The following is a 25,297-nucleotide window of genomic DNA, read 5'->3' on the forward strand; positions in this document are numbered from 1 at the left end:
TCCGAAATGAGTGAACTCAAGGTGAGGACCCGCGTCACCGGCGCACTGGCCGTCCTGCCGCCGGGCGGCCTGCCGGAAGTCACCACGCCGACCGGCGGCATGGTCGATGTCGTCACCGCGGTCAGCGCGCCGGGCTTCAATCCGCTCGACCTGCTCTACGCCTCTTTGGCTGCCTGCATGGTGCTGAGCGCCCGCATCGCCGCCACGCGGCTCGGCGTCGCCGCCAGCCTTGGCGAGGTGCGCGCGGATGTGTCAGGCGAAAAGGCGGAGGGCGACCCTTCCCGCATCGGCCGGATTTCGATCACGCTCGACATTTCGGGCGACCTCGATGAAGCGACGAAGCAGCGGATTGTCGAGGACGCCGAGACGATCTGCACGGTGAGCAACACGCTGCGCACGCCGCCGGAACTGCATACTGCGCTTGGCGGGAGCTTCTGAGGGCCTCGGTTCCTCAAAGGGCCGCCACCAACCCAAGGACCATCCCATGGCCATGATCCCGCCGATCGACTACGCCACGGCATCTGAAGAAATCCGCGCCGCGCATGACGAGGAGCTTCGCCAGCGCGGCCGCATGACCAACATGAAGCGCATCCAACTGCACTCGCCGGCAGCCCACCGCATCTATGCCGAATGGTTCACCTTGCGCGATCTGCTCCGACCCGCGCTCGGCGATCGCGCGATCTGGCTGCTGTCGCTGGCGATTTCTGAAAGCTGCCGGGCCGAGATCCCCGTCACCTTCTTCCGCCGCGCGCTGATCGATTCTGGGCTCGATCCAGAGGGCATCGAACCCACGACCGACGAAGCACTGCTGATCGACTTCGGCACGGCGATCGCCACCGACGCCAACGCGGTTTCCGATGCTATCTGGGCCGGGCTGAAGGCACGCTACCATGAGCCGACGCTGGTCAATCTCGTCGCCTTCGCCGGCATCATGGTGGCGACCTGCGTGTTCACCAGCGCAGTGCGGGTCGATCTCGATCCGGAGCTGGAGGGGTATCGCAAGCGGTGAAGGTTGGCGAAGGCGGAGGAGAGCCGATCTCCCCTTGCGGGGCAGATTGGCAGCGTCACCACCGGCACTTCCGCAGGAAACGGGTGGCTAGCCCCCGCCGTCCGCCCCATCTTCACGGCAGGTAGACGATCGTGAGCGAAACCCATGACCATCCATTCGATAAGCGCGAAACGCACGACACGTTCGGCGGAGGCGCGCGTCCGCGATCAGGATTGGCACGAACTGGCCAGCGAGCTGAACAACCATGGCTGCGCCGTCATGGAAAAGCTGCTCTCGCCCGAGGAATGCGCCGAGATCGCGGCGCTCTATCCGCAGGAAGAGCACTTCCGCAGTCATGTGCACATGGCACGCCACGGTTTCGGCAAGGGCGAGTACCGCTATTTCCGTTACCCTTTGCCTGACCTGATCGGCGCCTTGCGCACCGCGCTCTATCCGCGCCTGGCCGAGGTCGCCAACGATTGGAACGAGCGCTTGGGGCTGGCGCAGCGCTATCCCGCGGACCACTCAGCCTTCCTGAAGCAATGCCACGACAACGGCCAGACGCGGCCGACGCCGCTTTTGCTGCAATACGTCCCCGGCGACTTCAACTGCCTGCACCAGGACCTCTATGGCGATCTCGCCTTTCCGCTGCAGGTGGCGATCCTGCTGTCGGAGCCGGGCAGGGATTTCACCGGCGGCGAGTTCGTGCTTACCGAGCAGCGCCCGCGCATGCAGAGCCGCGCCGAGGTCGTGCCGCTCACCCAGGGCGACACGGTGATCTTCACCGTCCACAACCGCCCGGTGCAAGGCACCAAGGGCCATTATCGCGTCAATCTCAGGCACGGCGTCAGCCGCCTGCGCTCGGGAATGCGGCACACGGTGGGGATCATCTTCCACGATGCCAAGTGAACGACGCGATGCGGGCCGGAAGGCTCAGCCTTCCGCTGCGCGCTCGATCACCGGCTGGCCCGACACAATGAGCAGGATGCGGCCGCGGGCAGGGCGCTCCACCTGCACCGGCGCCTGCTTTTCCTGCAGGCGGCGCTGCAGCAACAACAGCCTGGTTTCGAGATTGTCCTTGAAATCGGGCAGGCGCAGGGTCGCGTCGGCGCGGATCTCCTTGTTGGAGAATTCCCGCCGGCCCTCGCTGGCATAGGTTCTGAGGAAACTCATCAGCAGCCGCCCCGGCACGCCGCGCACAATGTATTCGTTGTCGATGAAGACGCTGTCGTCGAGCCCGTGATGGGCGACACGGAACCTCGGCCCGGCGGCCAGCGCGCCGGCGCCTTCCATCGTCCAAGCAGCCGGAACCTCGGGCGGATCTGCCTCGACCAGCGACAGCGCCATCGCCAGATGCCGGCCGAGGATGCCCATCGCCAGTTCGTCCTCCGGCGAGAAGGCGAGCCGTCTCTCGCTCTCGATCACCAGCACTCCCTTGAGCTGCTGGTGGGCGACGAGCGGCACGGCGAGCTGGCTCATCGCCTCGGGCAGGCCGGGCAGGCTGATCGTGCGGGTATGGTTCTCGCCGGCGCTGCTGGCCTCGATGGCGCCGCCCAGCCTTCGCGTTCGGCTCATGTCGTTGATGCGCAGGCTCCGCCGCTCCAGCGCCGCGGTGCCGATCAGCCCGTTGCCCAGCGCCACTTCCGACCCGATGCCGGTGCGGCCATAGCCGGCGCTGGCGATCGTCGTCAGCCTCTCGCGCGCCGCGTCATAGGCAAGGATCATCGCCGGGCGGAACCCGAACTCCTCGTGCAGTCCCGCAAGCGTGATTTCGAGCAGCGCGCCGAGGTCGTCCGCCTCGGCAAGTGCGGCGGCCAACGCGCCGAGACCCTTCAGCTGCCCAGCGGCCATGCCGGGAACCGGCGCCGCACGCATCACTGGCGAGCGCACCTTGCGGATGGCGAGCACCCTGTATACGTCGACGGCCCTCAGGCGCATGACCGAGCCCATGCCGATCTGCAGGCTGGCGGCCCTCAGGTCCGTCGCCATGCGCTCGAACAGCGGCCCGGCCTCGCTGCTTTCCTCGAAGGCGATGTCGAGGCGGTATTGCAGCCCGCTCAGCGCATCGACCACCAGCAGAGCCGCGCGAGGATTGGCCCTGACGTTGATCGCCGTCTTGGAGAAAAACTGGTTGGACAGCGCGACGTGGCCGTCGTCGACGCGCACGACATGCGAGAGGTAGGAAATGTTGGGCGTTCCATCCGGCGCCACGGTGGTGATGATCGAGGGGATCACGCCCTCGAAGCAGGAGGAAAGATCGGAAAGCGCGATGGTCATGCGTCGGCCTTGAGCAGGCGTCCGGCCTGCGGACCGGGCGTCTGCAGGAACACTTGCCCGAGCGCGACGCCGACTCGCAGCAGCTCGCGATCGGTCTGCCACGGCTCGGCGAGCATCGTGTCGAGGCCGAGCTCTGAGAGCACGGCGCTCATGGTGGCCATGTAGCGCCCGGCCACTGCCTCGTCCGCTTGCCCGGTCGGCTGCATGGTGGTGATGGTGCCCTTCAACTGGTAGGAGACATAGTCCGATGGTCGCGCCAGCGTGATCGCGATGGGCGCGCCGGTTTCGAGATTGGCCGCGGTCTCCGGCCACTGCCAGGCCGACATAAGCAGGCTGAGGCTGCCCGTCGCGCGATCGACCTCGATGCCGACGCCGCGTGCGATCTCGGGCACATTGTCGGCATTGCGCGTGCCGACGATGATCATCACCGGACTTTCGATGAAATCGCAGAGATCCTCGTCCAGTGTCATTCGCCGGTTGTGTCCGCCCCTGTTTCAGGGGTTTCTTATAACCATAGTATTTATTTAGGAAAACCGGGCCGCGCTTAGGAAGCATTTAGGAGGCGCGCCGGCCTCGGCGGCGATATCGGCGGGTCACCTCAAACAAGGAGACCCACGATGACTTCTTCCGATGTCGAAATCCATCCGGCCGGCCATGTCGCCGTCATCGGCGCCGGCCCGGGCGGCGTTGCCGCCGCCGCTTGGCTCGGCCGCGACGGCTTCGAACCAGTGGTGTTCGAAGCCGCTGACAGGCTGGGCGGCCAGTGGAATGCCGGCCAGCCGAAGAGCGGTACCTGGCCGGGCATGCGCACCAACACCAGCCGGGTGCTCAGCGCCTTCGGCGATCTCGACCATGCGCCGGGAACGCCGGTCTATCCAACGCAGGCCGGGATGCTCGCCTATCTCGAGTGCTACGCGGCCGAGAAGGGCATCTCGGCGCGCATCCGCACCTCGACGCCGGTGGAGCGGCTGGAGCGGCACCCCGCGGGTGGCTGGCTGGTCACCGCGCGGACCGGCGGCGCGCTGAAGGCGGAGCGCTTCGAGAAGGTGGTGGTTGCCACCGGCCGCCAGACCCGCCCGCATCTGCCAGATGTCACCGGCCTGGCCGGCTTTTCCGGTAGCGGTGGGGTCCGCCACAGCATGGACTATGAGGGTGCCGCCGCCTATCGCGGTCTTTCCGTGCTGGTGACGGGCTGCTCGATCAGCGCGCTGGAGATCGCCTCCGAACTGGCGGCGGGCGGCGCGGCCAGCGTCAGCGTCGCCAGCCGGCGCCAGCGCTATGTGCTGCAAAAGCTGCTCTCCGGCATCCCGGCGGACCATCTCGCCTTGACCCGTTTCGCCGCCCTTGCCGGGCCGGTGACGCCGCCGGAGATGCTGGCGGCGGGGCTGAAGGGTTTTGTCGTCGCCACCTCCGGCAGCCCAGAGCAGTTCGGCGCGCCGCCCCCCGACGATAACATCTTCGCCGCCGGCCTCACCCAGTCGCAGAACTATTTGCCGCTGGTCGCCGAAGGCAGGATCTCGCCGCGCTCCTGGATCGAGCGCATCGAGGGCCGCACCGTCCGGTTCACGGACGGCACCAGCCAGGAGGTGGACGCCATCATCATGGGCACGGGCTATGAGCTGTCGTTGCCCTTCCTCGGCCGCGACATCGTCGAGGCGCTGGAGCTCGACCGGCAGCACATCACCCTTGCCGACCACACCTTCCATCCCGACCTCGAGGGACTCGCCTTCATCGGCCTCTACGACCAGGTCGGTCCGCTGCTGCCGGTGCTGGAGCTGCAGGCGCGCTGGGTGAGCTATGTCTGGTCCGGTCGCATCGCCTCTCTCTCGCGGACCGAGCTTGGCGAGCGGCTCGCCGTCAGTCGGGCGGCGCGCAACGGGCCGCCGCAGGTGCTGATGCACGACATGGCGGTGATGTTTGCCCGCCGCATCGGCGCCGAGCCGGACCCACGCCGCTGGCCCGAGTTGAAGCGCGCCCTGGCTTTCGGTCCGCTGTCGCCGGCCTCGTTCCGGCTGGAGGGGCCGGACAGGCTCTCCGACGCGCCCGCCCGCATACGGGCCGCCGCGGCTGCTTTCGGAGCGATCACCTCCAACGACTTGACGCATGACGAACAGGCGCGGTGGGCGCTGATCGAGGCGGCGGCGCTGCCGCCAGTCGGAGAGGCGGCCTGAGGGGAGAGGGGGTAAGGACAGGGCAGCAGGAATAGCGACCCTTCCTTGTTCCCCCTACTGCCGTACTGCCCTATTCCCTTACTCCCCTCATTCGCGTATGGCCCCGGGCAAATCCCTCAACCTCGCATCGGCCTCCCGGAACACCCCATGATTCGTCTCGAAAGCATCGGCAAGCAGAACGGCCGGCAGATCGTCTTCATCGAGGCTTCGGCCGCGCTGCAGAAGGGCGAGAAGGTTGGCCTTGTCGGCCCCAACGGCGCCGGCAAGACGACATTGTTCCGCATGATCAATGGCGACGAACAGCCCGACGAGGGCCAGGTGCAAGTCGATCGTGGCGTCACCATTGGTTACTTCAGCCAGGATGTTGGCGACATGGCAGGCCACAGCGCGGTGGCCGAAGTGATGAACGGCGCCGGGCCGGTCAGCGACGTGGCGGCCGAAATGGCGGAACTCGAGGCGGCCATGGCCGATCCCGGCCAAGCCGACCAGATGGATGAGATCATAGAAAAATATGGCGAGGCGCAGCACCGTTTCGAGGAACTCGACGGCTATGCGCTGGACGGCCGCGCGCGCGAGGTGTTGGATGGCCTCGGCTTTTCCCGGGAGATGATGGACGGCGACGTCGGCAAACTGTCCGGCGGCTGGAAGATGCGCGTGGCGCTGGCCCGCATCCTTCTGATGCGCCCCGATGTCATGCTGCTCGACGAGCCGAGCAACCATCTCGACCTCGAAAGCCTGATCTGGCTGGAGCAGTTCCTCAAGGGTTATGACGGCGCGCTGCTGATGACCTCGCACGACCGTGAGTTTATGAACCGCATCGTCAACAAGGTGGTGGAGATCGACGCCGGTTCGCTCACCGCCTATTCCGGCAACTACGAATTCTACCAGCAGCAGCGCGCGATCGCCGACAAGCAGCAACAGGCGCAGTTCGAACGCCAGCAGGCGATGCTGGCCAAGGAGATCGCTTTCATCGAACGCTTCAAGGCGCGTGCTTCGCATGCCGCGCAGGTGCAGAGCCGGGTGAAGAAGCTGGACAAGATCGACCGCGTCGAGCCGCCGAAGCGCCGCCAGATCGTCAATTTCGAATTCCAGCCGGCACCGCGCTGCGGCGAGGACGTGGTGACGCTGAAGAACGTGCACAAGGGCTACGGCAGCCGCACCATCTATGAGGGGCTGGACTTCCAGGTCCGCCGCCGCGAGCGCTGGTGCATCATGGGCGTCAACGGCGCCGGCAAGTCGACGCTGTTGAAGCTGGTCGCCGGCGCGTCCGATCCGGATGCGGGCACGGTGGCACGTGGGCCGAGCGTCAAGATGGGATATTTCGCCCAGCACGCCATGGAAGTGCTGGAGGGCGAGCGCACCGTCTTCCAGACGCTGGAGGACGCGTTCCCGCAAGCCGGCCAGGCGCCGCTGCGCGCGCTTGCCGGCTGCTTCGGCTTTTCCGGCGACGAGATCGAGAAGAAATGCCGCGTGCTTTCGGGCGGCGAAAAGGCCCGGCTGGTGATGGCGCTGATGCTGTTCGATCCGCCCAATCTGCTGGTGCTGGACGAGCCGACCAACCACCTCGACATCGCCACCAAGGAGATGCTGATCACCGCGCTGTCGCAGTATGAAGGCACGATGCTGTTCGTCTCGCACGACCGCCACTTCCTGGCGGCGCTTTCCAACCGCGTGCTCGAACTGACACCCGAAGGCATCCACACCTATGGCGGCGGCTATACGGAATATGTCGAGCGCACCGGGCAGGAAGCGCCGGGGCTGAGGAGCTAGGGGGAGGGCTATTGCCCCAACCAGCCTCTCAGGGAAAGCACAGCGGTCAGGGACGCGCATGAGCGCGCCCTTTCATGCGCTCGGGTTTCAGCGCGAGGCCGACGACCATTTCCACCAGATGATCTCGCAGTGAGCGCTGCCCGTCCACGGTGTAGAGTGTGCTGCCAAAAATGCGCGAGAAGGTGGCCCGGTTGGAGACGTTGAAGAAGCTCGACGCGCTGATGTGCCAATGCAGTTCGAGGGGCGACACGTCTTCCCGGAAAAGACCATCCGCGCGCCCGCGCTGGCAAATCGCCTCGAGCTTTTGAATAGCCCCTGCATTCAACAGTCCGATCAGCTTAGACTGTTCGAGATACAGGCCATGATGGATGTTTTCGATCATCACGATCCTGATGAAATCCGGATGGCGGCTGTGATGATCGAATGTGAACTCGGCGAGCCGCTTGAGTGCCTCGACCGGCGGCAGGTGATCAAGCTCCAACGCCTCCTCGCCGGTTCGAACCTGCCGGTAGGCTTCCTCGAGGACCCGGCCGTAGAGCCGTTCCTTGTCGCCGAAATAGTAGTAGATCATCCGCTTTGACGTGTGCGTCTTAGCTGCGATCTCGTCGATGCGCGCACCGGACAGACCATTTGCGGCAAACTCGGTCATCGCCACCGCCAGTATGTTCTTTTGAACGCCGGCGGGATCCTGCTTCCACCCGCTGCGGCCGCCTGCCGCCGCCTTCTCGTTCAGCATCATGTCGTCATTCATGTCCGCTTCTCGCAACCGTGGATCGGCACATAGCATAGCCTAGCAAATTAACCGAATGGTACAAAGCTGTTGACGCAATTAACTAACTGGTACAAAGTGTGCCCAGTTCGATTGGGAGGATCGTTTGGCCCTATTGGCCACCACTGTCGAGAACCGGGAAACATCTCCCGGCTCGCGCCGCATATTGGTCGGCTTGCTCGGGCGTGGAATTCAGCTTTCCAGGACGCCCGCGATGCACGAGGCGGAAGGCCGCGCCCAGGGGCTCTCCTGCGTTTATACGCTGCTCGATACAGAAACGATGGGCGAGACTGCGCCTCCTTTGGCCGATCTCATCACCTTTGCCGAGCACTTCGGCTTCACTGGCTTCAACGTCACGTTCCCCTACAAACAGGAAATCATCCCGCTGCTCGACGAACTTTCCGAGGCGGCCGAGATGCTTGGCTCGGTCAACACCGTGGTGTTCCGGGGCGGCCGACGCATCGGCCACAACACCGACAAGTGGGGATTCAAGGAGAGTTTCCGCCACGGGCTGGCCGGACAGAAGCTTCGCGAGGTACTGCTGCTGGGAGCCGGCGGCGCCGGCGCAGCGGTGGCCCAGGCTTTGTTGGAAAGCGGCGTCGAGACGCTGCTTGTAACCGACGTGCAGACTGATCGGGCCGAAGCGCTGGCGTCCCGGCTTAGGTCGGCCGGCGGCACCCAAAAGGTGGAGGTGGTAACCGACCTCGCTGCGGCCTCGGGTCGCGCAGACGGCATCGTCAACGCGACACCGGTCGGCATGGCAAAGTTGCCCGGCATGCCGATCGCCGCAGAACTATTGCGACCGGAGTGCTGGGTGGCCGACATCGTCTACCTGCCGCTCGAAACGGAACTGCTCAGGACGGCACGGCAACAGGGCTGCCGCACGCTCAGTGGCGAGGGCATGGCCGTGTTCCAGGCGGTGCGGGCTTTTGAGCTTTTCACCGGGCTTGCGCCCGATGTTGAACGGATGAAGGCGGCGTTTGCCGCCTTTGGGAGGGGCCGTGGGCCAGCCGCCACAGATTTGGACAATAGCCAATAGGGAGGAAAGAACATGACTTTCAATGCAACACGCCGCGAACTCCTGGTCGGGGCCGGCCTGCTCGCCACGACCGCAGCCTTTCCGGCACTCGCCCAGGACAAGCCGAAACTGCGCTTCTCGGCCGTTTTCTCCGAGCAGGATATCCGCGCCGACATGATGAAAATGTTCGCCGACGCGATCAAGGACGACTTCGTCTTTGAGGGTTACTACGGCGGCAATCTGTTCAAGCAGGGTACCGAGCTCGTCGCCCTGCAGCGCGGCAATCTTGAGATGGGCAACATCGCACCGCAGGATATCTCCAAGCAGATCCCGGCATGGTCGATTGTCACAGCCGCCTATTTGTTTCGCGACGCCGCGCATCTGAAAACCTTCTTCGCCGGCGATCTCGGCGCAGAGATGAAGAAGATGACCGAGGACCAGCTTGGCGTGCGCGTGCTCGGGCCGACTTATTTCGGCGCCCGGCAGATCGGCCTCAAGCCGGACAAGAAGATAACCACGCCGGCCGACATGGCAGGCATCAAGCTGCGCATGCCCGGTGGCGACGCCTGGCAGTTCCTCGGCGCCGCTCTCGGAGCCAATCCCGTCGCGATGGCTTACGCCGAGGTCTACACCGGGCTGCAGACCGGTGCGATCGACGGCCAGGACAATCCGCTGCCGAATGTCGAGAACATGAAATTCTATGAGGTCATGTCGCAGATCGTGCTGACATCGCACCTGGTCGGCTTCGATCTGCTGACCGTGTCGAAGAAGGTGTGGGATGACATGGGCGCCGACAAGCAGGCGAAGTTCCAGGCCGCCGCCGACGCCGCCATCGAATTCAGCACGCAAAAACACCTGGCGCGCGAGAAGGAGCTGGTCGAGCTGTTCAAGGGCAAGGGCCTCAAGCTCTACGAGCCCGACATCGCTGCGTTCCGCAAATACGCTCAGGAGAAATACCTGTCGTCGGACCTCGCCAAGGACTGGCCGGCCGGCATGGTCGACAAGATCAACGCGCTCTAGGCCGCAGGTGCGGCGGGCATTGCTGTCCATCGCACCTCCTCCATTCCATTTATGGCTTTCACAGGCGGAGAAGCCCTCGTGAACCCTTCGCTCCGAAACCTCGGCCGCTGGCTGTACCGGCGCGCCGAAAACGTCCTGGCCGTCATGCTGGCGGCCATGTTCGCGGCATTCCTGCTGCAGATCGTCTTTCGCTACCTGCTCAACATGCCGATCGGCTGGACCAACGAAATCAGCGTGATCCTGTGGATCTGGCTGGTGCTGTGGGGTGCAGCCTTCGTTGTGCGCGAGGAGGAGGAAATCCGCTTCGATCTCTTTTACGCATCGGCCCCACCGCGTGTTCGCCGCATCATGTTCCTCATCGCGGCTACATCGCTGATTGCGCTTTATGCGATTTCGTTTCCTGCCGTGCTCGACTACGTGACGTTCATGAAGGTCGAAAAGACCGCCTACCTGACGATCCGCTTCGACTGGCTGTTCTCGATCTACGTCATCTTCGTCTTGGCTATCATTGTCCGCTACCTCTGGCTGTCCTGGCAGGCCGTGTTCGGCAAGGCGCCAAAGGAGTTCGATCCCACCAAGGCGGGGTCGGGCGTATGAATTTCGCCAGCCCGTTCTCGATCTCGGTCGTCGCGATCACCTTGCTTGCCTTTCTCGGGCTGCCGATCGGGCACTCCATGATCGCCGGCTCGATCCTCTATCTGCTGCTGGCAGGGCTCGATATGGGGACGGCGGCCGAGCAGTTGCTGAACGGGATGTACAACAACTACATCATCCTCGCCGTGCCACTGTTCATCCTGGCTGCGGAGCTGATGAACATCGGCTCGATGACGGAGCGCCTGCTGCGCTTCTGCGATGCCGTGGTCGGTCGGTTCCGGGGCGGGCTTGCCTACGTCAACGTCGTCCAGAGCATCATTTTTGCGGGCATGTCGGGATCGGCCATCGCCGATGCTGCCGGCACCGGCAAGATGATGCAGATGATGATGACCAAGGACGGCAAGTACACGCCGAGCTACGCAGCGGCGCTGACGGCTGTGACCTCAGTCATCGGGCCGATCATCCCGCCGTCGATCCCCATGGTCATCTATGCGCTCGTGTCCGATGCCTCGATCGGCTACCTGTTCCTCGGCGGCGTCATCCCCGGCCTGCTGATGGCGGCGGCGCAGATGGGGATCGTGGCATACCAGGCGCAGCGCAACAACTTTCCGGTCGAAGCGCCGACACCGCTGCGCGAACTGCCGGGCATTACCTGGCGTGCCTTCCCCTCGCTCATGATGCCGGTCGTCCTGCTCGGCGGCATTTACACCGGCGCTACCACGCCGACCGAAGCGGCGGCCGTGGCCGCGGCCTATGCTCTGGTCATCTCTGTCGTGCTCTACCGCAGTGTGAGTTTCGCCGATTTCTACCGTTCCGTGCTGGCCAGCGCGCGCACCTCGGCCTCGATCGGAATGCTGATCGCCGGCGCCCTGGTCTTCAATTATGTGGTCACCGTCGAGAACATCCCGGAATCGATCAAGGCCATTCTCACTAGCTGGGATCTTTCGCCCATCGGCTTCTTGATCCTGGTCAATATCCTGCTCCTGCTGCTCGGCTGCGTACTTGAAGGCACCACGATTCTCCTCGTGATCGTGCCCGTCCTCATCCCGACAGCGCGCGCCCTCGGCATCGACATGGTGCATTTCGGCGTCATGGTGGTGGTCAACATCATGCTCGGCCTGGTGACGCCGCCATACGGTTTGCTGCTGTTCATCATGACGAGGATCGCCGAAGTACCGCTGAAGGACATCGTCCGCGACGTGCTTCCGTTCCTGTGGGCGATGATCGCTTCGCTGGCTCTCATCACTTTTTTCCCGGAGCTCGTGCTCTGGCTGCCCCGGCTGCTGGGTTACCAGGGCTGATCGAAGACAAAGGAGCCGTCATGGAGAAGTCCATCTACGTGATCAACGGCCCGAACTTGAACCGGCTCGGCAAGCGCGAACCGGAAATCTACGGCACGACAACGCTGGCCGAAATCGAAGCCTTCTGCCGGGATGCGGCTGGCGTCACGCCCGTTCGCTTCCATCAGTCGAACAGCGAAGGTCAGATCATCGACTGGATCCACGAAGCGATCGACGAGGGAGCCGGGATCGTCATCAACCCGGCCGGTCTCTCCTTCACGTCGATTGCGATCCTCGACGCTCTAAAAATGTTCTCCGGCCCGATCGTCGAGCTTCACATCTCGAACATTCACAGACGTGAGGCTCACTATCACCATTCCTACGTGTCGAAGGTCGCGACGGCGGTCATCGCAGGGCTAGGCCCGCGCGGCTATCCTGTCGCGGTTCGTGCGGTCTTGGATCTGCAAGCGGCGGCATCGAAGGTGTCATGACCTTGAAGACCTCCATCGCCACCGTATCGATCAGCGGCAATTTGCTTGAGAAGCTCGCGGCCATCGCTGCGGCCGGCTTCGATGGGGTGGAAATATTCGAGAATGACTTTCTTGCCTTCGACGGCAGCCCTGCCGAAGTCGGGCGGATGATCAGAGATCATGGCCTGGAGATCACACTGTTCCAGCCCTTCCGCGATTTCGAAGGAATGCCCGAACAGCAACGTGAGCGCGCCTTCGATCGAGCGGAGCGCAAGTTCGACCTCATGCAAGAACTCGGCACGGACCTGATGCTCGTGTGTTCCAACGTCTCGTCGCTGGCGGTAGGCGGGATCGACCGTGCCGCCGACGATTTCCGCGAACTCGGCGAACGGGCAGGACGGCGCGGCCTTCGCGTCGGCTACGAGGCGCTGGCCTGGGGGAGGCATATCAGCGACCATCGCGACGCTTGGGAGATTGTCAGGCGGGCGAACCATCCCAACATCGGACTGATCCTTGACTCCTTCCACACCCTGGCTCGGCGGGTGGATGTCGAGACGATCCGCGCCATCCCAGGCGATCGCATCTTCATCGTCCAGCTTGCCGACGCTCCGCTGATTGATATGGACCTGCTGTACTGGAGCCGCCATTTCCGGAACATGCCGGGTGAAGGTGATCTGCCCGTGGTCGACTTCATGCGAGCGGTCGCGGCAACCGGCTACGACGGGCCGTTGTCGCTCGAAATATTCAACGACCAGTTCCGCGGTGGATCGCCCAGGTCTATCGCGGTCGATGGCCACAGGTCCCTGATATACCTAATGGACCAGGTTGCACGCGCCGAGCCGGACATCGCGATCGACGTGCCTGCCTTGCCGGAACGTGTCGCGGTCAGCGGCATCGAATTCGTCGAGTTCGCCGCAAACGAGACCGAGGCTGAAGAGTTGGTGCTGTTGCTGCGCGCCATGGGGTTCTCGCTGGTCGGCCGCCATAAGAACAAGGATGTGGTGCGGCTTCGCCAGGGCGATATCAACATTGTCGTCAACACCGAAAAAGAAGGGCTGGCGCACTCCTCGTATCTCGTTCACGGCGCTTCTGCCTATGCGTTCGGATTGAAAGTCGACGATGCGGCCGCAACTGTGGCCCGCGCTCGCGCATTGGGCGCCGAGCCCTTTGAACAGCGCCATGGCCCTGATGAGCTGGCGATACCGGCAATACGCGGGGTCGGAGGCGGTGTGATCTACTTCATCGACGGCAAGAGCGAGTTGGCAAAAGTCTGGGAGATTGAATTCGAGCCGGTCGCCGACGCAGGCGACGATGCCGGGCTGATGGCAATCGACCACCTCGCTCAATCGATGAACTATGAGGAGATGCTGACCTGGCTGCTTTTTTACACATCGATCTTCAGGACGAGAAAATTGCCCATGGTGGATGTGATCGATCCGGCCGGCGTCGTGCGCAGCCAGGTCGTGGAGAGCGACGATGGTGGCCGGCTTCGGCTTACCTTGAACGGTGCGGAGAACCGCAGGACGCTGGCCGGCCATTTTGTCGCCGAGAGCTTCGGCTCCGGCATGCAGCATCTGGCCTTCGCCAGCCGCGATATTTTCCAGACCGCCGCCCGCCTGGCCGAGCTCGGCTTCAATGCGCTGGAAATTTCACCGAACTACTACGACGATCTCGAAGCGCGCCACGGCCTCGACCCGGAATTCACCAACCGGTTGCGGAGCCGAAACATCCTCTTCGATCGCGATGAGGGCGGCGACTATTTCCAGCTCTACAGCCAGACCTATGGCGAAGGTTTCTTCTTCGAGATCGTCGAGCGTCGCGGCTATCGAGGCTACGGGGCAGCCAATGCTCCGTTCCGCATTGCCGCCCAGAAGCGAACACTGTGGCCAAAAGGTATGCCAAGGGTCTGACTGCCACGACGCGACAAGAAACGCGAAATGTCCACTTTGGGCAACGCTGGCTAGAGCCGCACATTCGCGTCGATGGCTCACGTGACCAGGACAGACCCCATCAGCCGGTCGATGCGGCGGTGAAAACCGCCAATTGCGCATCGAAAGCGCGCTTGAAGGCCGGCCGCGCTTCGCCGCGGGCGACATAGGCGGAGAGGTTGGGATATTCGTCCAGCAGAGCCGTTCGGTTCAACCTGCGCAGCACCATCACCATCAGAAGGTCACCGGCGCTGAACGCACTGTCGAGCCAGTCGGCATCGCCAAGGCGATCGGAAAGTTCGCCCAGCCGGCCACGGATGCGATCCTCGACCATGGGCAGGCGCTGCCTGTGCCAGGCCTCGTCGCGCTCCAGGAGGATGGCGGTTTCCCGATCGACGATCGGCGGCTCCAGCGTGCTGACAGCGGCAAACATCCATGTGATCGCGCGCGCCCGGGCCTTCGAATCGTCCGGCAGCAGGCCCGCATTGCGCTCCGCGATATGGAACACGATCGCCCCCGAGTCGAACAGAGCAAGATCACCTTCTTCATAGGTCGGGATCTGCCCGAAAGGCTGAAGCGCACGATGCGCGGGTTCCTTCATCGCGCCGAACGAAACAAGACGAACGTCGTAAGCTCGGCCCACTTCTTCGAGCGCCCAGCGAACACGCATGTCACGTGCCTGTCCCCTGCCGCGGTCGGGCGACCGTTCAAAGGCTGTGATGGTGGGGGTCATTGGAAAGCTCCGGGTGATTGCATGACGCTGTCGATGTGCGTAGTTGCGACGATCTTTCTCATGGTTGGGTATCCGGTTCTTGCGCTTTGCATCCAGAGGACGAACGACCGGCGCGGCTCCCGACAACTGACCGCGTTTTCTTTGGCCATGGGATTCGTAGTCCGAATCTTCTGCGCGCGGCCTTGCCGGCGAACGACCTGAAACCCTTCCGTCGGCGAAGGTCTCAAAATGGCGCGAAGCGGCTATTTTAGAACGGCCGGACTTGGGCCGGGAGCAGTAGGTCCGCTTGTGGTGCAGGGAAGAACGATAGCGGACGTCGATGCAGAGGAGCCTAGCCCTTTGCCAGTGGCGTCAGTCGCAGCCGGATCTAAATTCGGCCGCTCGATCCCTTGCGTCTCAACATTGTAGACGCGAACGTGCCCTTCGAGGCCTTTGAACTGGCGAGTACCGAGGTCAACGATCGGCATGTTGCCAGGCAAATGGCGCGCCACGGAATAATCGATAAGGATTTGTCCATCTTCAGCGGACGAACACAGCCTCGATGCCAAGTTCACGACATTGCCAATTGCGGTGTAGTCAGCGCGGGCCTCATAGCCAATTCGACCCACCGTTGCCCACCCCATAGCGAGCCCCATGCCGAAGCCAATCTCATAACCACGCTGCCGCCACCCAGATATGAGCTCTTGTGTGGAATCCTGCATGTCGACAGCCATTTTTACGGCATGAAGCGCCGGCTCCTCACGTGGAACCGGGGCGTTGACGAGGATCATCAATCCATCCGCCGAAAAACTGGTCAGCGTTACCTCATATTGGGTAATGATCACGCCAAGCGCCTCATAGTACTCACGCAAGAGCTGCATGAGGTTCTCGGGCTCAGCGTGTGCCGAAAATGAGGTAAAGCCACGCAAGTCGCAAAAAACGGCGACCACTTCTGCGCGCTGTCCGGCGAGCATTCTCTCGTCGCCAGCCTCTTCCACGAGTTCAGCCACCTGTGGTGCAAGAAAGCGCTTCAACCGCGTCATTCGCTCTGCGCGGTCCCGCAATGTGGCGAGTTCCTGCGCCATTTGGTTGAACCGCGCAGCCAACCGCTCAAGTTCGTCTCCAGTAGCGATGTTGATACGGTAATCGAACTGTCCGGCACCAATCTTGAGGGCGCCTTCTTCCAGCAATCGGATGGGCCCGCTCATCCGTCTGGCAAGCCAATATGCGAGTACCGCCGCAAGGACTGTGGCGGTCAGCAACAACCCGCCGGTCCGCCACAATGAAGCGTATAGGGGTGCAAAAGCCTCTGCCTGCGACTGCTCGACAAATACCGTCCAGCCGGCCGCGGTAATCGGCGCGCCAGCGGTCACAACGCGTTCATTCTCGGCGTTGCGGCTTGCAATCGCAGTGCCGCCCGCGGCGGCGATCGCATCCCGCAATCCGCGCAGGGCCAACGCTGCTTTCTCGTCGGCGCCCTGCATCACTTTGCTGATCGAGGGGTGAGCGATGAGGCGGCCGGTCTGGTCGACGACAAATGCCCGGCCGCTGCGGCCCACGCCGATTTCGGAAACGATGAGCCAGATAGGCTTCAGACTGATTTCGGCGATGACCGAGTTGACGACTGTAGCGTCGTAATTGGCCATCGCCATGGTTATGGATGGTTCGGAACCCTGGCGATAAATGACTGGGCCGTACCAGACCCTCGCCGTCCTGGCGCCCACGACAGCGGGATCGCCTGAGCGATCCGCCCCGCCTTCCGTCCTGTTTGAGCCAATGCGAGAGATGTGCAGCCGCTCCGCGCCGGTACCGTCGACAAGACTGATGCTGAGAATTCCCGGGACCTGGTGCATCGCTCGTACGGCAAGGAGCCGAAGGTGTTTCACGCTGGCCATGTTCCCGCCCTGGGGGATCGTGGAGCCGAGCGGAACCTTGATGCCGTCAAGAAAGCTCTCAATTTTGTCGGCCGCCGATGTTGCCTCGGACCGCAGCAGGGCACTGAGGATCGCACGCTGGTCGACATAGCTGAACCACGTGTTGCTGATGCCACCGGCAGCCACTGGAAAAATGGCCGCCGCGAACAAGACTAGAAAATACTTCTGAAATAGCGATCGACGCATGGAAGCGGCTTTGAGATTGGAGAAAGGTCTCCCACATGATGCGACCCGACCATAAGTCGCGACAGCTCAGTCCCAGAAAGGTAACCTAAATTCTTGCGTCTTGGTATGGGCTGAGCCGTTCCCACTCATGGTCGAGTCTCGTGCCTTCCATGGGGCTTGGATAGACGGGAATGTTTCCCTGATCGGGGAAAGCCGCAACCACGACCCTCAGCTTAATGGTGTCCGCTTCAGGGCAACGACGAACTTTGCCTGTTAGGCCGAAATTGGCGCATTGCGGTCCGGCAGCATAGGGCCGTGTATGGACGGCTCTCCGTTGGCAAGGGTTCTATTTGAGCGCTCTGCAGTTGCTGGTTGGTGCGGCCATGTATCCGACCTGTAGGTGCGGCTCTTCATATATGCCGCTGGCCATAATGCCATTCGCGCGGCTCAGGTCCCGATCGAAAGCTCGCACTCGAAGGTGCACGGCCCAATTGGGTTCTCCTGATCCGGCGGTATCAACCGGCATTGTGCATTAGCTCCTGTCCGCCCTTTCCAACCTCGTCGGCGTTCGCTCGCCTTGTCTCGTTCTATGCGATGACCGGCTCCATGTAGCGCTCGCCGCTTGTCATCAACGCCCAGACCATCCGGGCGGTCTTGTTGGCGAGCGCAACCGCTGCAACCTTGGCCGTTCGCCGGGTCATCAGTTGCACGAGCCATGGCCGCCTAGTCCCGTTCCGCTCGGCATAACGGATGACCGCCATCGCGCCGACCACGAGCATCTGGCGCAAGTAACGATTGCCGGCTTTGGAGATGCTGCCGAGCTTCTCCTTGCCCTCGCTTGAGTTTTGCTTCGGCACGAGCCCGATCCAGGCCGAGAGGCAGCGCCCCGACTTGAAAGCGTGCGCATCGGCGACGGTCGCCACGAACGCACTCGCCAGCAACGGGCCCACGCCTGGTATCTCCATCAACCTGCGACCAAGCTCGGTCTCTCTCGCACTCGCCCGGACCCTTCGATCATTCTCGAGTATCTGCGCCTTCACGACCCTGAGCTGCGCCTCGAGCATCTGCAGGCAGAGCCGTGCGTCAGCTGGCACCCTCGGGTCGTTCTCGTCGTTGATGACGGCAAGCAGTTGCTCGATCCCGCCCCGCCCGATCGGCGCCACGATACCGAACTCCGAGAGATGCGCCCGCAATGCGTTCGATAGCTGGGTGCGCTGGCGGTTGAGCATCAACCGAACCCGGTGCAACATCATCACACTCTGCTGCTCGGGCGTCTTCACCGGCACGAAGCGCATGGTCGGCCGGGTCACAGCCTCGCAGATGGCCTCAGCATCGGCCGCATCGTTCTTCTGCCGCTTCAAGTAGGGCTTCACATACTGCGCAGGAAGTAGCCGCACATCATGGCCTCGTGCAATCAGTTCTCTAGCCCAATAGTGCGAGGAGCTGCATGCCTCGATCCCGACAAGGCATCGGGGCAGATTCTCGAAGAACCCCAGGACCCGCCCACGGGTCAGTTTCCTGCGGATGACAACCTCGCCAGCCGCATCCACGCCGTGCACTTGAAAGACCGACTTCGCGATATCCAGACCAATCGTCCTAGCAATGCCCATGGCAGCTCTCCTCCAGCTCTAAACCCGCGACTATAGCCGCAAGGGGGTGGAGAGCCGTCCACCGCATCAGAAGCGGAACGTCCGCTTCCAGGATGATGGGGCTGGAAAGCCGACTTTTCATCCAGCGTAGTGCCGACCGCTTGCGCGCCATGAGCGGGCGTTCGTTGGGTCAGGTTTACCGGTTAGGCTCTAGCCACTTGAGACTTACACTCTAGGGCCAAACCGCAGCTGCGGATTTATGGCGAAGGCAATAATGCCGGTCCCTGAATGGAAGGCGTCAAATACTGCAGATTTCTACGGCTGAAGCCTCAGGACGAGGTCCTGCGCGAGATTTCTGAGGGCCACGCGATCGGCCTCGGACAGCTTTTCGATGTCGATATGCATCTCGGCGCCGTCCATGTGCGCAGATATGACGCCATTGGTGCCGTTAACCTGATCGTGCACTCCCAGCACCTTATGGACCCTAATTGGGTCGGCAAAGCCTTTGGCGACGATCGGGTTCTGCTCTTCGGTGGGGAATAAGTCTTTGACCAGAGCGTAGGTCTCGTGGGCGAGTAGAATGCCGCCAAGTTCTGCATGGAACTGCAGTCTCGACGCAAGATTAACCTCGCTGCCGATGATGGTATAATCCATCCGGTCTTCGCTTCCGAAATTGCCGACCGTGCAGAAGCCGGTGTTGATGCCCACGCGCATGCGGAAGGGGCGCTGGATGCCGCGCCCGCGCCAATCGGCTTCCAGCTCGCGCATGCGCCGCTGCATGGCAACCGCCATGTTTACGCAGGCGACAGCGTCCTCCTTGACGCCGCGCGTCTCGGGATCGCCGAAGAAGATCATGATTGCGTCACCGATATACTTGTCGATCGTCGCCCCATGGCTCAGCGCAATCCGGGACATCTCGGTCAGGTAATGGTTAAGCAGGGCGGTGAGCTCTTCCGACTCCATGCTATCCGTGGTTTCGGTGAAGTCGGCCACATCCGCAAAGAAGATCGTCAGCTTCTTGCGTGACGAGGATATCGTGATGTCGTTCTTGCCGGTGAAGATCGAGGCGAAGACCTGTGGCGAGAGATATTTCGACAGCCGCTCGGACAGCCGCTCGAGCGTCCGGCTCTTCTCGTCGGCGACATCTTTGGCCCGCTCTGCGTTCTCGCGGGCCGCGATGATTTGCGCCTCGAAGTTCCTGTGCTCGGTGATGTCCGTGTAAATGGCGACAATGTCGCCGTTCTCGGCGCGTCGTTCCCCAATCTCTACCCAGACACCGTTAGCACGCTGCTGAACTGTGAGGCCATGCGGATTGCGGTGATGCTCGATCCGTTCGGCGACCCATTCGTCGATGCCGCCGTGCGGAATGAGGATGTGCCCTCGTTCGATCGACTTGCGTACGACCATTTCGAACGACTGTCCGGGCTGCACGAAATCCTCAATCCCGGGGTATAGAAGCTCCCTGTAGCGAGTATTGCAGACCACGAGATGGTCCTCCGCGTCGTACAACGAAAAGCCGGTGGGCAGCGTCTCGATCGCGGAAGTGAGCCGCAAGCTGCTGCGCTTGATGTCCTCCTCGCGCCGGTTGATCTCGTTGACGTAGTTGACGACGGACTGCGCCATCTCGGCTATCTCATCGCTGCCCCTCGTGAGATCGAGCGCGTCTTCGGACGCGTGGCCTCCGGTCATCGCCCTGCGGAGCCTGTTGAGCCGGCCGACCACGGACATCTGCGTGAATGCGCCGACGGCCAGCGCGCCGGTGAGCCCGAGGCATCCCATGATCAGCAGGAGGCGGGACCGGCCGGCGAGCGTGGCGTTCAACGTCTGGTTCTGCGCGGCGACGTCGTTGCGGATGCTCTCGACCACCAGATCTACCGCTGCGGCCAAGCGGCCCGAGATCTGCTCGTTCTTCTGGAACAGGTCTTCGATCTCCCGCTCGGCCAAAAGAAGCTTCTGGCGTTGGATAATGAAGCCCTGCGGCCCGCCCGCGATTGCCGCCAGACGCTTCTGCAATGCGCCGAGCAGGGGCTCAGCGCCGGTCGCGCTTTGCACGGCGATCTCTGCCTCGCGCAGATGCCACGCCATGTCTGCTGCCATCACCGAGAGTGCGTTGGGCTGCGTGGTGGCCAACGACTCCAGGGCCGTCGAATTCAAGGCGTTGAAGGCGGCGATCCACGACCGTATCGCAATGGCAACCGCCGCTTCGCCGAAGGCCTTGTGCTCCAGCGCACCCGTTGCGTTGTCCCTGATGGCGACAAGCTCGCCGATAGCCTTGTCGATGCTGTCCTGCAGCGCCGCCTTCTCGTAGATCGCTGTAGACAGGCTGTCGGCATTGTCGAACAGGGCCGAAGCTTCGGCGTTGATCGAGGCCAGGCCCTGGCTGTCCTTGACTTGGCTCGACAACTTGTCGATCAGGGCCTGGAGCTGGTTCTGCTGGTTGAACGCCTTGGTCGTGAAATCGAGCAACGACCCCTCGTTGAGCTCGCGTGCGAAAAGGCCGGGCGCCAGCGAGGCGATGGCCTGCGTGTGTTCCCTGAGTTCGGCCGCGTCCGACATGGTGTCGATCTGCGTCGAAGCAACCGTAGTGAAGACGTTGTTTGCTTCCCGGAACGAGTGTATCGCGACGACGCCGCCCAAAACGGTAAGCAGCACCAGAAGCGCCAGCCCGGTGAGGATCTTCAGCGCAACGCCGTGCCTTGCAAGCGCAAGCAACATGTCAAACGCCAGGCATGGGCCTTTTGAGGCCGTCACCGATCATGGTGGAATGTTCCTCGAGACAATGCTAATTTAGCATAACGCAAGGTCAATCTTGCTGAAAGCCGCCTAGCGGGGGATATGGCATGGGCTCGAACAGGGCGTGGCCACTTGTTTCCTTCGCCTGCGCGGTGCTGGCAGCTTTCTCGGCCCCCTCCTTGGCCGGGGAAACTCTGGACAGGATCAAGCAAAGCGGTCAGCTTCTGTCGCCCTATCCTGATATCTGGCCGCCCTACGTCATCAAAGACGAGGATGGCGAGCTGATGGGCTTCGATGTCGAGGTGCTGCGCGAGATCGGCCGGCGTCTCGGCGTCGAGGTCAAGTACGTCACTGGCAAGGACGGCTCGATCTATACATGGGAGGAGCAGACCACCGGTCAGTGGAACGGCAATTACGACATCGTGGTCAACAGCATGACACCGACGGCCGAACGCGCCAAGCACGTGGCCTTCCCCGTCACCTATTACTATGCGCTCGGCGTGCTGGCGGTGCATCGCGACAACACGACGATCAAGAAGCCATCGGACGCCAGCGGTAAGCGCATCGGCGCGCTGAAGTCGGCGAACTACGAACTCTACCTTCGGCGCAAGCCGTTCGGCATCGTCGACGCGCCGCCGGTGGTCTACAAGATCGACAATCCGATCGTCGTCACCTACGACCACGAGGAGGAGGCGTTCGAGGCGCTGGCCAAGGGCGACGGGGTGGAACTGGACGGCGTGGTCAACTACTTGCCCGTCGTGATGGCGCTGATCAAGGACGGCAAGCCTTTCAGGGTGATCGGCCAGCCTCTCTACCGCGTGCCGCAGTCGGTCGCGATCATGCCGGGCGATCCCGCGTTAGCCGATCTGCTAAAGAAGACGGTCGACGAAATGCATGCCGACGGCACCTTGCGAACCCTGTCGATGAAGTGGTTCGATTTCGACCTAACGGAAAAATGACGACCGGCCAAAGATGTGCGATCAGGCAGCCGTTGGAGTCACCCGGTTAAGCAACCAACGTCTGCTCGCGGGGACGCCCCGTTCATCCAACCAAGGTCGCAGACGGGTCAAAAGTTGACCTTCCCGGATGTCGGCTTCGGGGCCAAGTCCGGCATAATACCGCCCAAGCCGAATGTCTGCTTTCGAGAAAAACGAAGGAGACCTCAACGGCGGACATGAGGCGCATAGCCGCCGTGAGCTGAGGGCGTAGGGTGGCCGCTACCCCGTCGCCAGCCATTTGCGCGACTGGGCGAAGGCCTTGAAGGCCTTGGCGTCCATCGGACGGCCGAAGGCGTAGCCTTGCAGGATGTCGCAGCCCAATTCCTTCAGGATGCGCGCGTGTTCCATCGTTTCGACGCCTTCGGCCACCACTTCGATGCCGAGCGACTTGCCGATCTCGATGATTGACGACACCAGCCGCCGCTGCGCCTTTGAGTCGATGATCGGCGTGATCAACTGGCGGTCGATCTTCAGCCGGCGCGGCTGCAGCTTGAGCAGGCTGACGATCGAGGCGTGGCCGGTGCCGAAATCGTCGATCTCGATGTCGATGCCGAGTTCCTTGATCTGCTCGATGTTCCAGGAAACGAAGTCGTCGTTCTCGTCGAGGAAGATCGACTCCACCAGCTCGAACGATACGGTCCCTTCCTTGATGGCGAGCTCGCGCAAACCCTTGATCAGGTCCCGGTCCTCCAGGCGCCTGGCCGAGACGTTGACCGACACGCGCGGGATGTTGAGGTGCGACCAGCGCTCGAAATTCTCCAGCGCCAGTTTGAGGGTGGTGCGGTCGATCAGCGCCACGACATTGAGCTCTTCGGCCACCTTGAGATAGGCGGCGGGGGCGAGGATGCCGCGCCGCGGATGCTTCCAGCGCGACAACGCCTCGACGCCGACGATCTCGAGCGTCTTGGGGTCGAACTGCGGCTGGTAGTAAGCGATGAATTCGTTCCGTTCCAGCCCGCCCAGGATTTCATCGGCGGTCTGCTTGGTCCGAACGATCTCGCTCTGCAGCTCTTCGTTGAAGAATTCGTAGCGATTGCGGCCATGGCTTTTCGCCCGGTAGAGCGCGAGATCGGCATTGACGAGCAGCTGCTTGGCGTCGACGCCGCTATTGGCGGCAATGCCGATGCTGACGCCGAACCGGCACTGGTGGCCCTGGTAGGTGATCGGCTGGCGCATCTCCTCGATGATGCGGTCGGCGAGTTCGGCAAGCTTGTCGTCGCCGCGTCCATGGCTCACCACCACGAACTCGTCGCCGCCGATGCGCGCCACGAAATCGGCAGCCCCGGCGTTCGCGTTGATCACCTTCGAGGCATGCAACAGCATGGCATCGCCCGCTGCGTGGCCGAGCGTGTCGTTAATCTGCTTGAAGCGGTCGAGGTCGAGATGCAGCAGCGCCGTGCGCCGGCCGGCTTCGCCGCTCTCGGCCAGCATCTCGTCGAGATAGCGGCGATTGGGCAGGCCGGTCAGCGAATCGTGAAGCGCCACATGCTCGATGCGCGCCTTGGCGGTCTCCAGCTCGGCGTTCTTCGATTCCGACAACTGCCGCTCGCGCACGAGGTTCTCGTTGAGCAGCACGTCGCTGGTCACGTCCCATTCGGCGCCGATCATCTTCGGCGTGCCGCCTGCGTCCTGGAAGAAGGTCGCGCGCGTGCGGACATGGCGGATATGGCCGTCAGCATGGACGAGGCGGTATTGCGAGGAGTAGAGGCCCTTGGTCGCCGCGGCCTGGTCGAAATCCTGCCGGGCACGCTCGATATCGTCGGGATGGATCGTCCCCGACCAGTCATCATAGGCGCGCGGCCTGCCGTCGGCGGGCCTGCCGTAGATCTCGTTGACGCGGTCGTCCCACACCAGTTCGTTGGTAGCGAGGTCGTGCTCCCACACGCCGATGCCCGACGCCTCCAGCGCCAGTTCCAGCCGCCCCGACAGGCGTCTCAGCTCGGCATAGTTTTCCTGCCTTTCGCCGAACAGCCGCCCGGCCACCAGGATCGGCAGCACCACCAGCGCGCCGGCGAGCGCCATGAGCCCCTGCAAGGTCCGCTCATTCTTCGGCCCCGCTGGCCAGCCGCCCTTGGGAATGGCCGAAATCCGCCAGGAGCCTGAAGGCAGCTGCACTTCGGCCGTCACGGGTTTGCCGGCGACGACATTGTCGCCGCCGAAGAAGCGTTCGCCGCTCCCGCCCAGCGCATCCTTGCCGGTCAGCGCGACATCGATGTCGAGTTGGGGGTCGGTGAGACCGCTCGCCGTGTAGAGCCGCTCGACATCGACCACCGCCGAGACGATGCCCCAGAAGCGGTCGCCGCCGCCCGCCGTCGGCACGAAGACCGGGATGCGGCCTATGAAGCCGCGTCCGCCTTGCGCCAGGTCGACCGGACCGGCGAACACCAGCGTGCGCCCGTCGCGCGCCCGAAGCGCTGCCGTGCGCTGCGCCTCGTTCTTGCGGTAATCGAGCCCGATCGCCTTCTCGTTGCCTTCCATCGGGTACATCAGCGAGATGACGAGATCCGGCGCGCCGGCGATGTTGCGCAATTGCGATTTCTGCTCGAACAGGTTGCCGGCGAGCGCGGCAAATCTCTGCTGGCCCATATAGGGCTCGGTGACGATGGCCGATACCAGGCCGCGCACGAGCTGAAGATTGCCGTTAATGTTGCCCTCGAGCTTGGCGCGGATGATGTTGACCTTGGCCAGGACATCGGCGCGCGCCAGTTGATCGGAGACTTTTCTGTTCTGCTGGTCGGCAAAAACGGCGCAGATCAGAAGCACGACAAAAGCAATCGCCGCCGGCAAGTTGGCGGCAGAAAAAACGGCCTGTCTCACGCGGCCGAGATTGAATCCCGTTCTGGCCAATTCGACCCGAATACCTTTCCTGGACAATAGCCCA

20 protein-coding genes are annotated in these 25,297 nt (G+C 62.9%); 12 read left to right on the plus strand and 8 right to left on the minus strand.

The features are described 5' to 3' along the window. Nucleotides 1-6: 6 nt before the first annotated feature. The 3 genes from ACSQ3Z_RS25370 (at nucleotide 7) to ACSQ3Z_RS25380 (ending at nucleotide 1,897) form a co-directional block, all read left to right on the plus strand. Entirely contained in the window at nucleotides 7-438 is a 432-nt protein-coding gene (locus ACSQ3Z_RS25370; RefSeq protein ID WP_436174055.1) for an OsmC family protein, read from the plus strand. Nucleotides 439-484: 46 nt separating this feature from the next. Beyond that, complete coding sequence (locus ACSQ3Z_RS25375; protein WP_436174056.1) at nucleotides 485-1,009, plus strand: hypothetical protein; 525 nt, start codon at nucleotides 485-487, stop codon at nucleotides 1,007-1,009. Nucleotides 1,010-1,153: 144 nt separating this feature from the next. Next, complete coding sequence (locus ACSQ3Z_RS25380; protein WP_436174057.1) at nucleotides 1,154-1,897, plus strand: 2OG-Fe(II) oxygenase; 744 nt, start codon at nucleotides 1,154-1,156, stop codon at nucleotides 1,895-1,897. A gap of 24 nt (nucleotides 1,898-1,921) precedes the next feature. Here ACSQ3Z_RS25380 and ACSQ3Z_RS25385 read toward each other — a convergent pair whose 3' ends face one another. Beyond that, nucleotides 1,922-3,265 (minus strand): GAF domain-containing protein, encoded by a 1,344-nt coding sequence (locus ACSQ3Z_RS25385; RefSeq protein WP_436174058.1) that lies wholly within the window; start codon nucleotides 3,263-3,265, stop codon nucleotides 1,922-1,924. Further along, entirely contained in the window at nucleotides 3,262-3,735 is a 474-nt protein-coding gene (locus ACSQ3Z_RS25390; RefSeq protein ID WP_436174059.1) for a hypothetical protein, read from the minus strand. Before ACSQ3Z_RS25390 ends, ACSQ3Z_RS25385 begins: the two co-directional genes overlap by 4 nt. A gap of 147 nt (nucleotides 3,736-3,882) precedes the next feature. On the opposite strand from ACSQ3Z_RS25390, the gene ACSQ3Z_RS25395 reads away from it, so the two are divergent. Then, nucleotides 3,883-5,436, plus strand: a complete 1,554-nt coding sequence (locus tag ACSQ3Z_RS25395) for a flavin-containing monooxygenase (protein WP_436174060.1) — start codon at nucleotides 3,883-3,885, stop codon at nucleotides 5,434-5,436. A 147-nt stretch (nucleotides 5,437-5,583) separates the two neighbouring features. Then, nucleotides 5,584-7,206, plus strand: coding sequence for an ABC-F family ATP-binding cassette domain-containing protein (locus ACSQ3Z_RS25400; RefSeq protein WP_436174061.1), 1,623 nt, complete (start codon nucleotides 5,584-5,586; stop codon nucleotides 7,204-7,206). 46 nt (nucleotides 7,207-7,252) lie between these two features. On the opposite strand, the gene ACSQ3Z_RS25405 is transcribed toward ACSQ3Z_RS25400, so the two are convergent. Beyond that, complete coding sequence (locus ACSQ3Z_RS25405) at nucleotides 7,253-7,957, minus strand: TetR/AcrR family transcriptional regulator (protein ID WP_436174062.1); 705 nt, start codon at nucleotides 7,955-7,957, stop codon at nucleotides 7,253-7,255. Nucleotides 7,958-8,090: 133 nt separating this feature from the next. On the opposite strand from ACSQ3Z_RS25405, the gene ACSQ3Z_RS25410 reads away from it, so the two are divergent. From ACSQ3Z_RS25410 to ACSQ3Z_RS25435, 6 genes are all read left to right on the plus strand, one after another. Then, nucleotides 8,091-9,014 carry a shikimate dehydrogenase gene (locus ACSQ3Z_RS25410; RefSeq protein WP_436174063.1) on the plus strand — a complete coding sequence of 308 codons (924 nt, stop codon included), beginning with the start codon at nucleotides 8,091-8,093 and terminating at the stop codon, nucleotides 9,012-9,014. Nucleotides 9,015-9,026: 12 nt separating this feature from the next. Next, complete coding sequence (gene dctP / locus ACSQ3Z_RS25415; RefSeq protein ID WP_436174064.1) at nucleotides 9,027-10,013, plus strand: TRAP transporter substrate-binding protein DctP; 987 nt, start codon at nucleotides 9,027-9,029, stop codon at nucleotides 10,011-10,013. A gap of 78 nt (nucleotides 10,014-10,091) precedes the next feature. Then, complete coding sequence (locus ACSQ3Z_RS25420) at nucleotides 10,092-10,610, plus strand: TRAP transporter small permease (protein ID WP_436174065.1); 519 nt, start codon at nucleotides 10,092-10,094, stop codon at nucleotides 10,608-10,610. Beyond that, a complete protein-coding gene (locus ACSQ3Z_RS25425; protein WP_436174066.1) occupies nucleotides 10,607-11,908 on the plus strand; it encodes a TRAP transporter large permease in 1,302 nt (433 codons plus the stop codon). Before ACSQ3Z_RS25420 ends, ACSQ3Z_RS25425 begins: the two co-directional genes overlap by 4 nt. 20 nt (nucleotides 11,909-11,928) lie before the next feature. Further along, a complete protein-coding gene (locus ACSQ3Z_RS25430) occupies nucleotides 11,929-12,378 on the plus strand; it encodes a type II 3-dehydroquinate dehydratase (protein WP_436174067.1) in 450 nt (149 codons plus the stop codon). A 2-nt stretch (nucleotides 12,379-12,380) separates the two neighbouring features. After that, entirely contained in the window at nucleotides 12,381-14,267 is a 1,887-nt protein-coding gene (locus ACSQ3Z_RS25435; RefSeq protein ID WP_436175133.1) for a bifunctional sugar phosphate isomerase/epimerase/4-hydroxyphenylpyruvate dioxygenase family protein, read from the plus strand. Nucleotides 14,268-14,367: 100 nt separating this feature from the next. Here the strand turns inward: ACSQ3Z_RS25435 and ACSQ3Z_RS25440 are convergent, their stop codons facing one another. From ACSQ3Z_RS25440 to ACSQ3Z_RS25455, 4 genes are all read right to left on the minus strand, one after another. Then, complete coding sequence (locus ACSQ3Z_RS25440) at nucleotides 14,368-15,018, minus strand: glutathione S-transferase family protein (protein ID WP_436175134.1); 651 nt, start codon at nucleotides 15,016-15,018, stop codon at nucleotides 14,368-14,370. A 242-nt stretch (nucleotides 15,019-15,260) separates the two neighbouring features. Next, complete coding sequence (locus tag ACSQ3Z_RS25445; protein WP_436174068.1) at nucleotides 15,261-17,117, minus strand: adenylate/guanylate cyclase domain-containing protein; 1,857 nt, start codon at nucleotides 17,115-17,117, stop codon at nucleotides 15,261-15,263. A gap of 566 nt (nucleotides 17,118-17,683) precedes the next feature. Beyond that, nucleotides 17,684-18,706, minus strand: coding sequence for an IS110 family transposase (locus ACSQ3Z_RS25450; protein ID WP_436174069.1), 1,023 nt, complete (start codon nucleotides 18,704-18,706; stop codon nucleotides 17,684-17,686). Between the two features lie 294 nt (nucleotides 18,707-19,000). Beyond that, a complete protein-coding gene (locus ACSQ3Z_RS25455; protein ID WP_436174070.1) occupies nucleotides 19,001-21,400 on the minus strand; it encodes an adenylate/guanylate cyclase domain-containing protein in 2,400 nt (799 codons plus the stop codon). Between the two features lie 125 nt (nucleotides 21,401-21,525). On the opposite strand from ACSQ3Z_RS25455, the gene ACSQ3Z_RS25460 reads away from it, so the two are divergent. Further along, complete coding sequence (locus ACSQ3Z_RS25460) at nucleotides 21,526-22,377, plus strand: transporter substrate-binding domain-containing protein (RefSeq protein ID WP_436174071.1); 852 nt, start codon at nucleotides 21,526-21,528, stop codon at nucleotides 22,375-22,377. A 258-nt stretch (nucleotides 22,378-22,635) separates the two neighbouring features. On the opposite strand, the gene ACSQ3Z_RS25465 is transcribed toward ACSQ3Z_RS25460, so the two are convergent. After that, entirely contained in the window at nucleotides 22,636-25,233 is a 2,598-nt protein-coding gene (locus ACSQ3Z_RS25465; protein ID WP_436174072.1) for a bifunctional diguanylate cyclase/phosphodiesterase, read from the minus strand. Nucleotides 25,234-25,297 lie beyond the last annotated feature (64 nt).

The sequence above is a fragment of the Mesorhizobium sp. LjNodule214 genome (assembly GCF_964252735.1).
Classification (GTDB): Bacteria; Pseudomonadota; Alphaproteobacteria; order Rhizobiales; family Rhizobiaceae; genus Mesorhizobium.

Coding starts and splice junctions, on each gene's coding strand:
- ACSQ3Z_RS25370 (WP_436174055.1), top strand. CDS start 7: ATGAGTGAACTCAAGGTGAGGACCCGCGTCACCGGCGCACTGGCCGTC.
- ACSQ3Z_RS25375 (WP_436174056.1), top strand. CDS start 485: ATGGCCATGATCCCGCCGATCGACTACGCCACGGCATCTGAAGAAATC.
- ACSQ3Z_RS25380 (WP_436174057.1), top strand. CDS start 1,154: ATGACCATCCATTCGATAAGCGCGAAACGCACGACACGTTCGGCGGAG.
- ACSQ3Z_RS25385 (WP_436174058.1), bottom strand. CDS start 3,265: ATGACCATCGCGCTTTCCGATCTTTCCTCCTGCTTCGAGGGCGTGATC.
- ACSQ3Z_RS25390 (WP_436174059.1), bottom strand. CDS start 3,735: ATGACACTGGACGAGGATCTCTGCGATTTCATCGAAAGTCCGGTGATG.
- ACSQ3Z_RS25395 (WP_436174060.1), top strand. CDS start 3,883: ATGACTTCTTCCGATGTCGAAATCCATCCGGCCGGCCATGTCGCCGTC.
- ACSQ3Z_RS25400 (WP_436174061.1), top strand. CDS start 5,584: ATGATTCGTCTCGAAAGCATCGGCAAGCAGAACGGCCGGCAGATCGTC.
- ACSQ3Z_RS25405 (WP_436174062.1), bottom strand. CDS start 7,957: ATGAATGACGACATGATGCTGAACGAGAAGGCGGCGGCAGGCGGCCGC.
- dctP (WP_436174064.1), top strand. CDS start 9,027: ATGACTTTCAATGCAACACGCCGCGAACTCCTGGTCGGGGCCGGCCTG.
- ACSQ3Z_RS25425 (WP_436174066.1), top strand. CDS start 10,607: ATGAATTTCGCCAGCCCGTTCTCGATCTCGGTCGTCGCGATCACCTTG.
- ACSQ3Z_RS25430 (WP_436174067.1), top strand. CDS start 11,929: ATGGAGAAGTCCATCTACGTGATCAACGGCCCGAACTTGAACCGGCTC.
- ACSQ3Z_RS25440 (WP_436175134.1), bottom strand. CDS start 15,018: ATGACCCCCACCATCACAGCCTTTGAACGGTCGCCCGACCGCGGCAGG.
- ACSQ3Z_RS25445 (WP_436174068.1), bottom strand. CDS start 17,117: ATGCGTCGATCGCTATTTCAGAAGTATTTTCTAGTCTTGTTCGCGGCG.
- ACSQ3Z_RS25450 (WP_436174069.1), bottom strand. CDS start 18,706: ATGGGCATTGCTAGGACGATTGGTCTGGATATCGCGAAGTCGGTCTTT.
- ACSQ3Z_RS25455 (WP_436174070.1), bottom strand. CDS start 21,400: ATGTTGCTTGCGCTTGCAAGGCACGGCGTTGCGCTGAAGATCCTCACC.
- ACSQ3Z_RS25460 (WP_436174071.1), top strand. CDS start 21,526: ATGGGCTCGAACAGGGCGTGGCCACTTGTTTCCTTCGCCTGCGCGGTG.